Here is a 13025-nt window from a genome sequence, read left to right on the forward strand (position 1 = left end):
ATAAACCCGTTCACCGGATAGTGGCTGCCATATTGCCCCGGGCGGCTTTCGACGCGGACCAGTGACCAGTCGTTGTTTTTGGATACGTCCAGGACGCCCATTTTCAACGAGACCTTGTTGCGGTGCCAGTTGGCGTGGTTGATGATGACTTCGCGTTCGGTGACGATATCGGACACGACCGCCACATGGCCCAAGGGCATTCCACGGGTGGCGCGAAATGACATGACCGCCCCGACCACCGGTTCCTTGCCCCGGTCAAAGCTGTTATGCGCTTTGCCCCACCAATCCTTGGCATTGCCCCGGATCTGGATACCGCTGAGGTTTCTTGCGTAGGGCACGCACCACACACGTTGCCCGCGGGCCTGCTTTTTCGAGACCTCTTGCAGCGCCATCGCCTGACGTTCGGGATCGAGATCTATCTCATTCGGGTTCTGGGCACAGGCAGAGACCATAGCAACCAGCCCCAGCGCGATCACCGCGCGGGCGGCACCGGACAGGCGCGGCCAAATCGTTTGGGTGGTGCTGACGGTGTTTCGCAAGAAGCTTCGGTGCTGGTTTGAGTGGTTGCGAAGATTTATTGCGATTTTTTCGGTTTTGAAAAGAGGCATATTGAACGCGCGGCAAGGTTTTGCCGGTCGGACATGCCTCTTGGGTCATTTGTCCCAGGGAGGTGAGGGCGGCCGAAACCGCCCCGCCTCAATCACCCTTGCTCAGCCCGCACCCCGTTTGCGATCTGCTGCATCTGATCTGCGGGCAGGAAGCCACGCAGCATTTCGGTGCCCAGAACGAACGACGGCGTGCCGGAAATGCGCATCCTCTGCGCCAGCGCGCGAGTCTGCGCGATCTCTTCGGTGACCGCGTCGCTGTTCATGGCCTCCAGAATGGCGTCGCTGTCCAGACCCAAGCCGTCCGAGAGGCGGCGCAGGGTGACGTCTGTCGGCTCGCCGCTGAATTCCAGCAACGCGTCGTGGACTTGCTTGTAGGCGTCATCGCCCGCGACCTGTTTGGTGGCGATGGCAAAGCGTGACGATACGACCGAGGCATCGCCCAGGATCGGCAGTTCCTTGATCACCAGCCGGATATTGCCATCCGCGGCCAGCAGGTTGGCGATTTCGGGCACCGCACGGCGGCAATAGCCACAGCGGTAATCCATGAACTCGACCAGAGTGATGTCACCATCGGGATTGCCGCCAACCCAGCTATAGTCATCGTTGAACAGCGCATCCGCATTGGCCGCGACCAGTTGCTTGTCGGCCAGCGCTTCGGCTTCGGCGTTGCGCTGTTCCAGAATGTTGATCGCCTCGATGATCACATCGGGGTTTTCCAGCAGGTACTCGCGCACCTGCGCGCCGAACTCGGCCTTTTCGGCCTCGGTCATGGCATTCAGGTCCAGCGCCTGCGCGGGGCTGGTCACCAGCGAAAGCCCAAACAGGGCGGGGGCGGCGTGTTTCAGGATCATTTCCGTTTCCTTTTCTTGTTTGCCCGCTCGGCGGCGATCAGCACGTCCTGTGCCCTTTGCCACCCCGGAGAACCTTCGGGCAATTGCCCGACGGCACGTCTTGCATGAATGCCCGCATCGGCCAGACGGCCCTGCAACGCATATCGTTCTGCGGTCACGGCCGAGGCCATGCCGTTATTGCCCACCTGCGCATAGGCCGAGCCCAGATCGCGCATCAACCGGGCATTTCGGTAATCCCGTGCGCGTGCCTTTTCAAGCACTTGCAGGGCTTTGTTCACCTGTCCATCCACCAGCAGCGCGCGGCCATAGCCTGCCAGGATCAGAGGATCGTTCGGCGCCATTTCGACGGCGTAGCCATAGGCGGAAATCGCTTCGTTCACCCGGCGATTTTCCAACAGGATCTGCCCTTTGAGGTCATAGTAGAACGGATCATCGGGCCGGATCTCCAGCGCGGCGTCAATGGCGGCGCGGGCTCGGGCCAGATCGCGGTTCTGGTGATAGGCCGATGCCTCGCGCATCAGACGGATGTCGCGATCCTGTTCTTCCGAAGCACGGCGCAGGGTCCAGCCGGGGGCGCGCAGAAAGGCCGACAGCTTACCCTTGACTCGCGCGAACCAGTAATTGGCATTGGCGTTCTGCTGCGCCTGATCGCCGAATTCGTCCAGAAACGCCTCGGCGGCGCGCAGGCGTTCGCGGCTGGTGGGGTGCGACCGCATATAGGGGTCCTGATTGGCGGTGTTCAGCAACTCCTGCCCGGCGAATTTGCGATGCAGGTTGACCATGCCCCGGGGCGAGATTCCGGCCCAGCGCAGATAGCTGACGGCGCTGCGATCGGCGGATGATTCCTCGGCCCTTGTATGGCCCAGAAAACCGCGCAGGGCCGAGGCCGAGGTGCCTGCGGCGATGCCCGCTGCGGCCTCTCCACCACCGGCGGCGGCGGCGATCAGGGCCAGCGCGGTGCCCAGTTGTGCGTTGCGTTGCGCGGCGCGCAGATTCTCGGCCCGGCGGGCCAGATGGCCATTGGCGATATGGGCGGCCTCATGCGCGATCACGGCCTGCAGCATCTCGGGCGATTCGACGGTCAGGATCAGGCCGTAATTCACATAGATCGTGTTGTAGTCGATGACGAAGGCGTTGAACGTGCTGTCATTGACCACCAGCACCCGCACCCGCTTGGTGTTCAGACCCGCCGCGCGCAATATCGGAAAGGCCAGTTCCCGTAGGCCATGTTCGATGTCGGGGTCGCGGATCAGGCTTTGCGCGCTGGCCTGTGCGACGCTGACCAGCCATGTCACTGCCACCAGCAACAGGGCCGGGATTGACGCCAGCCTGGATACACGTTCAAAAGCCATGCCAGCAACATGGGAGATGGGCATGAGAAACTCAACCCGGTCCGGCGTCGATCCCTTCATCGTGATGGACGTGATGGAGGCCGCGCGACAGGCCGAAGAGGACGGTCGCCACATCATCCATATGGAGGTCGGCCAGCCCGGAACCGGCGCCCCGAAAGGCGCGGTGCAGGCTTTGGGTCAGGCGATGTCGGATCATCCGCTGGGCTATACCGTCTCGCTGGGTATTCCGGCGCTGCGCCAGCGGGTCGCGCAGCTTTATGGCGAGTGGTACGGGGTCGATCTGAACCCCGAGCGGGTGGTGATCACGCCAGGCTCGTCGGGTGGGTTCCTGCTGGCCTTCACGGCGCTTTTTGACAGTGGTGACCGCGTCGGCATTGGCGCGCCGGGCTATCCGTCTTACCGGCAGATTCTGAAGGCGCTGGGGCTGGTCCCGGTCGATCTGCCCACCGCGCCGGAGAACCGGTTGCAGCCGGTGCCTGCGGATTTCGCCGGGCTCGATTTGCAGGGGCTGATGGTCGCTTCACCGGCCAACCCCACCGGCACAATGCTGGACCACGCCGCCATGGGCGCGCTGATCGAGGCGGCGCAGGGGCAGGGGGCATCCTTCATCAGTGATGAGATTTACCACGGGCTGGAATATGAGGCCAAAGCCGTCACCGCGCTGGAACTGACGGATGAGTGCTATGTGATCAACTCGTTCTCCAAATATTTCTCGATGACCGGCTGGCGGGTTGGCTGGATGGTGGTGCCCGAGGATCAGGTGCGTGTGGTCGAGCGCATCGCGCAGAACATGTTCATCTGCGCGCCGCACGCCAGTCAGATTGCCGCGCTGGCCGCGATGGAATGCGAGGATGAACTGCAGGCCAATCTGGACGTCTACCGTCGCAACCGCGCGCTGATGCTGAGCGGGCTGCCCAAGGCCGGGTTCACCAATATCGCCCCGCCGGATGGTGCGTTTTATGTTTACGCCGATGTCTCGGACCTGACCAATGACAGCCGCGCCTTTGCGGCGGAACTGCTGGACAAGGCCGGGGTTGCCGTCACCCCGGGGCTGGATTTCGACCCGGTGCGTGGCCACACAACCCTGCGCTTTTCCTACGCCCGCGCGACCGAGGATATCGAAGAGGGGCTGACCCGCCTGCGCCGCTTCATGGCCGAACGCGGGGCGATCACAGAACAGGTCTAGGGCGTTCACAAACGGGTCCGGGTGCGGTAGGCTGCCGCTCAAACGATCTCGGGAAAACTTGAGGCCATGAGCAGGATTTTCTACGCACTCGCCCTGATCTGGGCGCTTAACGGTGCTGCGCTTGCGCAGGATTTCAGCGCGCTGGCACGGATTCTGCCGGATCAAAGCCGTATCTCGGATGCCGGACGATCCGGGGTGACCGTCCAGCTTGGCCTCAGCCAGGGGGTACCGTACCGGGTGTTCACCTTGCGCGATCCTTACCGGATGGTGCTGGATTTTCAAGAGGTTGACTGGTCCGGTCTGGACCGGGACGCGTTCCTGCAAAGCAGCCGTATCAGTGGCGTGCAGTTCGGGGCCTATGTGCCGGGCTGGTCGCGGCTGGTGCTGGAACTGGGCGCGCCGCTGGCCGTGGACACTGCCGATATGCGCATCGATCCGGCGACCGGGGCGGCACAGCTGTCGCTGACCCTCAAAGGCACCGATTTCGACACATTCGCCGCCAGCGCAGGCGCACCGCGCCAGCCGGGCTGGGACCTGCCGGAACCTGCGGTGGCGATTGCCGAGCCCCGGAATGAGGGGATAAAACCCCTGCGCGTCATGCTGGACCCGGGCCATGGCGGCATTGATCCGGGGGCCGAGGTCTCGGGCACTGACGAGAAAACCCTGATGCTGGTCTTCGCGCGCGAATTGCGCGAGCTGTTGCTGCGCGCCGGCGGGTATGAGGTGGTCCTGACCCGGGTGGATGACCAGTTCGTCTCGCTGGAGCGGCGCATCGCGCTGGCGCATCGGGCAGGGGCGGATGTGTTCATCTCATTGCATGCCGACAGCCTGTCCGAAGGTCATGCCCACGGCGCGGCGGTCTATACCCTGTCCGATGATGCATCCGACGTGGCCAGCCTGAAACTGGCAGAGCGGCATGACCGGGGCGATCTGATCTCGGGCATAGACCTGAGCGGGTCTGACGATCAGGTGGCCGATGTGCTGCTGGACATGGCACGGCAGGAAACCAAACCGCGCACCACCGCGCTGGCGCAGGCGCTGGCCAATGGCATGGCGCAGCAGGGCGGGCCGATGAATCGCCGCCCCTTGCGGACCGCATCGTTTTCGGTGCTGAAGGCTGCGGATATCCCCTCGGTCCTGGTCGAGCTTGGGTTTCTGTCCAGCCCACGCGACCTGAAGAACATCCAAAACCCCGAATGGCGCGCGCAGATGGCGCTGGGCATCTTTCAAGGGTTGGAGCAATGGCGGCAGGACGATCTGGTCAAACGGTCCCTGATTGGGCAGTGACCCTGCGGCGCAAACCGGCTAAAATGGGCCGAGGTGTTTTGACCCGGCCCGGGTCGGCCCCTATATAGGCGGCACCGCGAAGAAAAGGCAGTAACGTGATCCGGTTCATTCTTTCGATTTTCGGGGCGCTTTTCAGCCTCGTGACCCTGGGTATCTTCATGACGGCCCTGACCGTGGGCGCCGTGTTCTGGATGTATGGGCGCGATCTGCCCAGCCATGAATCGCTGGCCCAATACAAGCCGCCCACCATCAGCCGCATCTATTCCGGCGAAGGTCAACTGATCGACGAATTCGCGCAGGAACGCCGCCTGTTCACGCCGTCCGAGGAAATCCCTGACCTGATCAAACAGGCGTTTATCTCGGCGGAAGACAAGAATTTCTACACCCATCAGGGCTATGACCCGCGCGGTATCATCGCCGCCGGGGTCGAGGCTGTGAAATCCAAGGGCGAAAACGTGCGGGGGGCCTCCACGATCACCCAGCAGGTGATGAAGAACTTCCTGCTGTCGGGCGATCGTCAGGCGGAACGCAAGATCAAAGAGATTATCCTTGCAACACGGCTTGAGGATACGCTGGACAAAGAACAGATCCTCGAACTCTATATGAACGAGATCTATCTGGGCCAGAACTCCTATGGCGTGACCGCCGCCGCCCAGACCTATTTCAACAAGACCCTGCAGGAGCTGGCCCCGCATGAGGCCGCGATGCTGGCCGCCATGCCCAAGGCTCCGTCGAAGTACCACCCCGTCCGCGACCACGACCGCCTGCTGGCGCGTCGCGACTACGTGCTGCGCGAGATGCACCAGAACGGCTATATCGATCAGGCGACCTATGAGGCCGAGGTCGAATTGCCCATACGTTCAGTCCAGAGTGGCGATTTCGAAAGCTTCCGGGTGGCCCTACCGCCACGCGACTATTTCACCGACGAAATCCGCCGCCAGCTGAGCGAAGATTTCGGCGAGGGTGAGTTCTTTACCGGCGGTTTCACCGTCCGCGCCTCGGTTGATGAGGAAATGCAGGTCGAAGCCGCCCGCGCCCTGCGTGAGGCGTTGCAGAAATACGACCGCTCGCGCGGGAAATGGCGCGGCACGGGCGAGGTGATCGCCGAGGATCAATTGGGTGATGAAGCCCAATGGCGCGCCGCGCTGAAGGCGCTGGAAATCCCCCGCGACGTGGTGCTGCCGACACAATGGTACCCGGCGGTGGTTCTGAATGTGGCTGATCAATCCCTGACCGTCGGGATCGAGGATGGCCGGGCTGATGGCACCGTTCCGCGCGCCGATATCAAATGGATGCAGGGCAATTTTCAGGCCAATTTCAAACGCGGTGACGTCATTCTGGTGATGGCCGGGGAAGAGGGCCAGTGGTCCGCCCGTCAGGTGCCCGAGGTACAAGGCGGGTTCGTGGCGATGGACGTGAACTCGGGCCGTGTTCTGGCGATGCAAGGCGGTTTTTCCTATCAGGATTCGGTGTTCAACCGCGCCACGCAGGCGCAGCGGCAGCCGGGCTCCAGTTTCAAACCCTTCGTTTACGCGGCTGCCTTGGACAGTGGCTACAGCCCTGCCACCATCGTGGTGGATGCCCCGATTGAGGTGAACACACCGCAGGGCCTGTGGCGGCCCAAGAACTCGTCAAACAAATTCTACGGACCAACCCCGCTGCGCACCGGGATTGAGCAATCGCGGAACCTGATGACCATCCGTCTGGCGCAAGAGGTCACGATGCCGGTGGTTGCCGGATATGCCGAACGGTTCGGCGTCTATGACCGGATGGGGGCGTTCCTTGCTAACTCACTGGGGGCCGAAGAAACGACGCTCTACAAGATGGTGGCTGCATACGCGATGTTCGCCAATGGTGGTGAACGGGTCGAGCCGACTCTGGTCGACCGTATTCAGGACCGATTCGGCAAAACGATCTATCGCCATGATGACCGGCAGTGTCTGGATTGTAACTCCACCTGGATGGCACCTGATGAGTCCCCGACGATCGAGACCAACCGCTCTCAGGTGATGGATGCGGTGACTGCTTATCAGCTGACCTCGATGATGAAGGGTGTTGTGGATCGCGGTACCGCCTCGGGCGTGGTTAACCTGCCGGTGCCGACGGCGGGCAAGACCGGGACGACCAACGAGTCGAAAGATGCATGGTTCATCGGCTTCACCTCGAACATCGTGGCGGGTTGCTATATCGGCTATGACCGCCCGCGTCCGATGGGTCGGGGGGCTTATGGCGGCACCCTGTGCGGCCCGGTGTTCCAGAGCTTCATGGAAACAGCAGTCGAGAAATACGGCGGCGGCCCGTTCGAGGTGCCTGACGGTGGCCATTTCATCAAGATCGACCGGTTCAGCGGCGCGCGCCTGCCTGCGGATGCCTCTGGCGATTACGTTGTGGCCGAGTATTTCCGGGATGGCGTCGACGGCTTTATCGACCGCGTCTTTGATGGTGGCTTTGCCATGGGATCGGATTTGCCCCTGTTTGAAGAGGTCAGCAATTCCGGTCATCAGGTCACCACATCCACCGGCAACACGGTCACGGTTGGTCCGAATGCCAGCCAGGGTGACTTGCAGGGCGGCGGGCTTTACTGATCCGCCCGCTTTAGCAGCAGGTGCAGCAGGTCGGCCTCTTTGTCGCGGGCGATGGTCCCATCTGACCGCCAGAAAATCGACAGGGCGCATTTGGCGACGGCCCATTGGTTCAGGCGTTTGACGGAGACGTTCATCGCATCGGCATAGAAGGCAAGGCAGCGGTCGATCTGATCCGCGCGGCGGACGAGATCGGGCATGCCTTTGGGATGGCGGATCGCATTGGCCAGTTCGAACGCCGGATCGCCAATGTAACCCTTTGCATCAATGACGACGGGACCTGTCGCCGTCAGGATCACATTGTCCGGGTGCAAATCGCCATGCAGTGCAGTTTGGGTGGGTTGAGTGTCGAGCAGGGTTTGGGCCAGCGCGATGGCGCGCTGTATATCTTGCCGGAATGGTGCTGGGCAGGTCTCAGAAAAATTTGCTGAGAAAAGAGGGGCGAAGACCTCGATCAGCGGCGTCAATCCGGGGACCGTTCTTTGTGGCGGCTGGTGCAAGCGTCGCGCGGTTTTGGCCAATAGCTCCAAGGCGCGATCAGGATCACCACCCCGCGCCGCATCCCCTAGCGATGGGCCATCGAGCCAATCCATCAGCACAGCGCTTTCGGTCTCGGCCCTGACCCGGACCGCGCCACGATCCCGCCAGGCTTGCAACAGGCGCGTCCCGGCAGCCTCATTCCCGCGATCCGTGCGGTGATAGAGTTTGAGGGCGCGGGGTTGCCCGCCCTCTGTGGCGGTCTTCCACACCACCGCGTGGCCGGTATCGGCGACCTGCTTCAGGGGTGTCACGCCCCAGCTACCGGCAATCTGATCCAACGGGTTCGGCATTCGCCCCTTGCCTGTCTTGTGGTGCCTCGCACCTCTTGCTATCACGCAGGCCTGATTGAGCAAGTTGGGACAAGACCATGCGCGCCGAAACCCAGAACACCGTGGCGGAGATCGAAAAGTCGCTGGAGCTGCTGGCGCAGCGCATGGACTATGAAACCGCGCCGCATCGGTTGGAGGAATTCAACGCCCGCGTCGAGGACCCCAACCTGTGGGACAATCCCGAAAACGCGCAGAAACTGATGCGCGAGCGGCAGTTGCTGGTCGATGCCATCGAGACCTATGAGACCATCAAGACCGATCTCAGCGACAATATTGAGCTGATCGAACTGGGTGAGATGGAAGAGGATGAAGAGGTCGTTCAGGACGCCGAGGCGGCGATCAAGGCGCTTGGGGCCAAGGCCGCCAAGAAAGAGCTTGAGGCCCTGCTGGACGGTGAGGCCGACGGCAATGACACCTTCCTCGAAATCAACTCGGGCGCGGGCGGGACTGAGAGCTGCGATTGGGCTTCGATGTTGGCGCGGATGTATGTGCGCTGGGCCGAAAAAAAGGGGTATACGGTTGAACTGCAGTCCGAGACGGCGGGGGAAGAGGCGGGGATCAAATCCGCTGCCTACAAGATTTCCGGGCATAACGCCTATGGCTGGTTGAAATCCGAGAGCGGAGTGCATCGGCTGGTGCGCATCTCGCCTTATGACTCGGCAGCCAAGCGGCATACCTCGTTCAGTTCGGTCTGGGTCTATCCGGTGGTCGACGACAATATCGAGATTGAAGTGAACCCATCAGATATCCGCATCGACACTTACCGGTCATCCGGTGCGGGCGGGCAGCACGTGAACACCACGGATTCGGCGGTGCGGATCACCCATATTCCGACCGGCATCGTGGTGACGAGTTCCGAGAAATCCCAGCACCAGAACCGTGATATCGCCATGAAGGCGCTGAAATCGCGGCTGTATCAGCAGGAGCTGGATCGCCGCAACGCCGATATCAACGCGGCGCATGAGGCCAAGGGCGATGCGGGCTGGGGCAACCAGATCCGGTCCTACGTGTTGCAGCCCTATCAGATGGTCAAGGATTTGCGGACCAATCACGAGACCTCGGACACCAAGGGTGTGCTGGACGGTGATCTGGATGGGTTTATGGCCGCGACCCTGGCTTTGGACGTTGCGGGCAAGAGCCGATCTGAGGCGCAGGGCGACTGAGGTTGTCTTGGGGGCTCTGCCCCCGTCTCCGCAGGCGGAGACTCCCCCGGGATATTTTTGGCCAGATGAAGGGGCCGGGGCGGTGGGTGCCGGGCCGGGAAAAGATACATTCAGACAGTGGGTTTAAATGGCGCGGGGGCTTGGCTAGGCTGTAGGGTGAGAGCCCTTTGCCTGTGTGAATGAGACCCCGATGGACCTGACCCGACGTTCTGCGCAAACCCTGTTGGCTGATCTGTCCTCGGGCCGTGTTTCGGCGGCAGAGGTGATGGCGGCGACGTTGGAGCGGATTGCGGCCGTCAACGGGCAGGTCAATGCCATTGTTGCCTTGCGCGACGGGGATGATCTGATGGCCGAGGCGCGGCGGGCGGATGCCGGGCCGCCCCGTGGGCCGCTGCATGGGCTGCCCATTGCGGTCAAGGATCTGGTCAATGTGGCGGGGATTGTGTCGACGCAGGGTTCGCCCTTGTTTCGCGATCATGTCCCGGCGGCTGATGATCTGCTGGCGGCGCGGTTGCGGGCGGCGGGGGCTATTCTGATCGGCAAGACCAACACGCCGGAATTCGGTCTGGGCTCGCATACGTTCAACCCGGTCTATGGGGCCACGCGCAACCCCTACGATCCGGGGCAGACCTGCGGCGGGTCCTCGGGCGGGGCGGCTGTGTCGCTGGCGACGGGGATGCTGGCCCTGGCCGATGGGTCCGACATGATGGGCAGTCTGCGCAACCCGGCGGCGTGGAACAATGTCTATGGGTTTCGGCCCGGTTGGGGGCGGGTGCCGTCCGAGCCGGCGGGCGATGGTTATCTGCATCAGCTTTCGACCTTGGGTCCGATGGCGCGCAGCCCGGAGGATATCGGATTGCTGCTGGATGTGATGGCCGGGCCGGACCCGCGGCAGCCTTTGGCCGTGCCATATCAGGAGGTCTCGCCGGTGCAGGCAGCTGATCTGAAAGGCGTGCGGATCGGTTGGCTTGCGGATTGGGGCGGAGCCTTTCCAATGGAGGCCGGGATTCTGGATCAGTGCCAACAGGCGCTGTCGGTGTTTGCTGATCTCGGGGCCGAGATCGAAACCGTGCCACCGCCGTTTGAGGCCGAGCGCATCTGGGACAGCTGGATCACCCTGCGATCCTGGAGCGTGGCGACCGGTTTGCAGCCTTTGGCAGACCGCAAGGCGGCACTGAAGGACAGCGCGCAATGGGAGTTGGCGCGTGGTCTGGCGCTGAGTGCGATGGAGGTGCATCATGCCAGCGTCGCCCGCTCGGACTGGTTTCGCAGGGCGGCGGCGTTGTTTCAGGACTATGACGCGCTGATTCTGCCTGCCGCGCAGGTCTGGCCGTTTGAGGTTGAGCTTCCGTATCCGACCGAAATCGCAGGTGCTGCGATGGACACCTATCACCGTTGGATGCAGGTGATGACACCGGTCAGCCTGCTGGGCCTGCCTTGCCTGTCCATGCCTGCGGGGTTTGGGATGAATGGCCTGCCGATGGGGGTGCAGGTGTTTGGCCCCAGAGATGCGGATGCGCAGGTCCTGTCGATCGGTGCCGCTTATCACGCGGCAACGGGATGGCCACAGAAACGACCGGCCTTGTAACCGGGCTGTTGGGGAGGAGAGATTGAACATGGATAAGCCCTTTGGCGTCCCGACGCTGCAACCGGTCGAGACGGCCATGTTGAAAGAGGCGCTGCGCCGGGCCTGGAGCGATTTTCGCCGTGCGCCGCTGTTTGGTCTGCTGTTTGCCGGATTTTATGTGCTGGCCGGATGGTTGATGGCCTGGATTACGGTGCAGACGGGCACCTCGTTCTGGCTGGTGCTGGCGGCGATTGGGTTTCCCCTGATCGGGCCGTTTGCTGCCGTTGGGCTGTACGAGGTCTCGCACCGGCTGGAACAGGGCGAGCCGCTGGATTTCGGGGCGATCTTTGGTGTGGTCATCCAGCAGGGGCGCCGGCAATTGCCCTCGATCTGCGCGATCATCGTGGTGATGTTTCTGTTCTGGTTCTTTCTGGGTCACATGATCTTTGCCCTGTTCATGGGGCTGTCGACGATGACCAATGTCTCAACCTCGCTTGAGGTGTTTCTGACCCCGAACGGGCTGACCATGCTGGCCGTGGGGACGGTGGTGGGCGCGGTCTTTGCGCTGGTGCTTTATATGATTTCCGTTCTGTCCATCCCGATGCTGCTGGATCGCGAGTTGGATTTCGTGACGGCCATGATCGCAAGCTATACCTATGTCAGCGCCAATATGCGGGTGATGCTGATCTGGGCGGCGTTCATTGCGGTGGCAACGTTTCTGGCGATGATCCCGTGGTTTCTGGGGCTGCTGGTTGTTCTGCCTTTGCTGGGGCATGCCAGTTGGCATCTCTACCGGCTGATCACGGAAAGTGGTGATCAATCCGGCGCATAAGGGGCCGCACGGGCCAGACGCAGGGTCGCTTTGGTGGTGTCGTTCAGGCGCAGGGTCAGGCGTTTGGGGGTGGAAAGGGGGCCGTAAAGGTCGATGATCTGGCCGTTCCATTCAATCCCGTCCGCCGATGCAGAGAGCACCATCATCTGGCTGTCCCGGGCACCACGTCGTGCGAGCAGCGCATAGATTTGCGATCCGTTGCTTGAGACAAAGCCCTGAACCTCGCGGTCTTGGGTGGAGCAATGAGGCAGCAGGGTGCGGGGCTCGAAGCTGCGCAACAGGGTGGTGTGGCCGACGCGGCGGAGTAACAGCAGCCGGTGGCGTGTGATCTGCGGGTCTTCGGGGTGGGCCTCTTCGGCATGGTAAAAGCCGGGTGGCAGGGTCTGTTCGTGGTTGGGGGCCAGAAACCCGTCCAACACCGTGGTGGCGGGGTGGCCGAGGGCTGGTTCGATCTGGTCCAGCGGCACCAGAAGAATACGTGCGTCCACCTGAAAAAAACGACAGATACGGTCCAGAACCTCGGGCCGGGGAAAGCTTTCGCCGGACAGGTAGCGGTTGAACTGGGTGCGGTTGATGCCAAGTTCGCGGCACAGCGCCGAAACGGTCGGATAGCTGTCGGACAGGCGTCTGAGATTGGCTCCGAACATGCTGCGCAATTCAGCGGGGCTGCGAGATGTATCGGTCATGTCTGTCCCGGGTTCTTTGAATTCTATGGAAAAACACGACCG

11 protein-coding genes are annotated in these 13025 nt (G+C 62.2%); 6 read left to right on the plus strand and 5 right to left on the minus strand.

Features of this window, described 5'->3' with window-relative positions; translation table 11 throughout:
- The 3 genes from MPJ51_RS19965 to MPJ51_RS19975 all read right to left on the minus strand — a co-directional run.
- Positions 1–539 (minus strand): CHAP domain-containing protein (locus tag MPJ51_RS19965; RefSeq protein ID WP_337959824.1); only part of this gene is annotated, 539 nt, incomplete at its 3' end.
- 161 nt (positions 540–700) lie between these two features.
- A complete protein-coding gene (locus tag MPJ51_RS19970) occupies positions 701–1459 on the minus strand; it encodes a DsbA family protein (RefSeq protein ID WP_298390523.1) in 759 nt (252 codons plus the stop codon).
- Complete coding sequence (locus MPJ51_RS19975) at positions 1456–2835, minus strand: M48 family metalloprotease (RefSeq protein ID WP_298390525.1); 1380 nt, start codon at positions 2833–2835, stop codon at positions 1456–1458. The genes MPJ51_RS19970 and MPJ51_RS19975 overlap by 4 nt, the downstream gene beginning before the upstream one ends.
- Between MPJ51_RS19975 and MPJ51_RS19980 the strand changes: the two genes are divergently transcribed.
- From MPJ51_RS19980 to MPJ51_RS19990, 3 genes are all read left to right on the plus strand, one after another.
- A complete protein-coding gene (locus MPJ51_RS19980; protein WP_298390527.1) occupies positions 2834–3997 on the plus strand; it encodes an aminotransferase class I/II-fold pyridoxal phosphate-dependent enzyme in 1164 nt (387 codons plus the stop codon). The two genes, MPJ51_RS19975 and MPJ51_RS19980, sit on opposite strands and share 2 nt — an antisense overlap.
- Positions 3998–4063: 66 nt before the next feature.
- Positions 4064–5284 (plus strand): N-acetylmuramoyl-L-alanine amidase, encoded by a 1221-nt coding sequence (locus MPJ51_RS19985; RefSeq protein WP_298390529.1) that lies wholly within the window; start codon positions 4064–4066, stop codon positions 5282–5284.
- 95 nt (positions 5285–5379) lie between these two features.
- Positions 5380–7869: a PBP1A family penicillin-binding protein gene (locus MPJ51_RS19990; RefSeq protein ID WP_298390531.1), complete on the plus strand. Its 2490-nt coding sequence runs from the start codon at positions 5380–5382 to the stop codon at positions 7867–7869.
- On the opposite strand, the gene MPJ51_RS19995 is transcribed toward MPJ51_RS19990, so the two are convergent.
- Positions 7863–8696 (minus strand): aminoglycoside phosphotransferase family protein, encoded by an 834-nt coding sequence (locus MPJ51_RS19995; protein ID WP_298390533.1) that lies wholly within the window; start codon positions 8694–8696, stop codon positions 7863–7865. The two genes, MPJ51_RS19990 and MPJ51_RS19995, sit on opposite strands and share 7 nt — an antisense overlap.
- Before the next feature lie 77 nt (positions 8697–8773).
- Between MPJ51_RS19995 and prfB the strand changes: the two genes are divergently transcribed.
- The 3 genes from prfB (at position 8774) to MPJ51_RS20010 (ending at position 12297) form a co-directional block, all read left to right on the plus strand.
- Positions 8774–9898: a peptide chain release factor 2 gene (gene prfB / locus MPJ51_RS20000; RefSeq protein ID WP_298390535.1), complete on the plus strand. Its 1125-nt coding sequence runs from the start codon at positions 8774–8776 to the stop codon at positions 9896–9898.
- Positions 9899–10088: 190 nt separating this feature from the next.
- The gene (locus MPJ51_RS20005; RefSeq protein ID WP_298390537.1) at positions 10089–11486 is read left to right on the plus strand and encodes an amidase; all 1398 of its coding nucleotides are present in this window, start codon (positions 10089–10091) and stop codon (positions 11484–11486) included.
- A 28-nt stretch (positions 11487–11514) separates the two neighbouring features.
- Positions 11515–12297, plus strand: a complete 783-nt coding sequence (locus tag MPJ51_RS20010; RefSeq protein ID WP_298390539.1) for a DUF2189 domain-containing protein — start codon at positions 11515–11517, stop codon at positions 12295–12297.
- Here the strand turns inward: MPJ51_RS20010 and MPJ51_RS20015 are convergent.
- A complete protein-coding gene (locus MPJ51_RS20015; RefSeq protein ID WP_298390541.1) occupies positions 12282–12983 on the minus strand; it encodes a helix-turn-helix transcriptional regulator in 702 nt (233 codons plus the stop codon). The genes MPJ51_RS20010 and MPJ51_RS20015 overlap by 16 nt on opposite strands.
- Positions 12984–13025 lie beyond the last annotated feature (42 nt).

This window comes from Ruegeria sp. (assembly GCF_028066395.1).
In the GTDB taxonomy this organism is placed as follows: domain Bacteria; phylum Pseudomonadota; class Alphaproteobacteria; order Rhodobacterales; family Rhodobacteraceae; genus Ruegeria.

Excerpts from the sequence above, each read along its gene's own strand:
- MPJ51_RS19970 (WP_298390523.1), bottom strand. The coding sequence starts at position 1,459 with ATGATCCTGAAACACGCCGCCCCCGCCCTGTTTGGGCTTTCGCTGGTG.
- MPJ51_RS19980 (WP_298390527.1), top strand. The coding sequence starts at position 2,834 with ATGAGAAACTCAACCCGGTCCGGCGTCGATCCCTTCATCGTGATGGAC.
- MPJ51_RS19975 (WP_298390525.1), bottom strand. The coding sequence starts at position 2,835 with ATGCCCATCTCCCATGTTGCTGGCATGGCTTTTGAACGTGTATCCAGG.
- MPJ51_RS19985 (WP_298390529.1), top strand. The coding sequence starts at position 4,064 with ATGAGCAGGATTTTCTACGCACTCGCCCTGATCTGGGCGCTTAACGGT.
- MPJ51_RS19995 (WP_298390533.1), bottom strand. The coding sequence starts at position 8,696 with ATGCCGAACCCGTTGGATCAGATTGCCGGTAGCTGGGGCGTGACACCC.
- prfB (WP_298390535.1), top strand. The coding sequence starts at position 8,774 with ATGCGCGCCGAAACCCAGAACACCGTGGCGGAGATCGAAAAGTCGCTG.
- MPJ51_RS20005 (WP_298390537.1), top strand. The coding sequence starts at position 10,089 with ATGGACCTGACCCGACGTTCTGCGCAAACCCTGTTGGCTGATCTGTCC.
- MPJ51_RS20010 (WP_298390539.1), top strand. The coding sequence starts at position 11,515 with ATGGATAAGCCCTTTGGCGTCCCGACGCTGCAACCGGTCGAGACGGCC.
- MPJ51_RS20015 (WP_298390541.1), bottom strand. The coding sequence starts at position 12,983 with ATGACCGATACATCTCGCAGCCCCGCTGAATTGCGCAGCATGTTCGGA.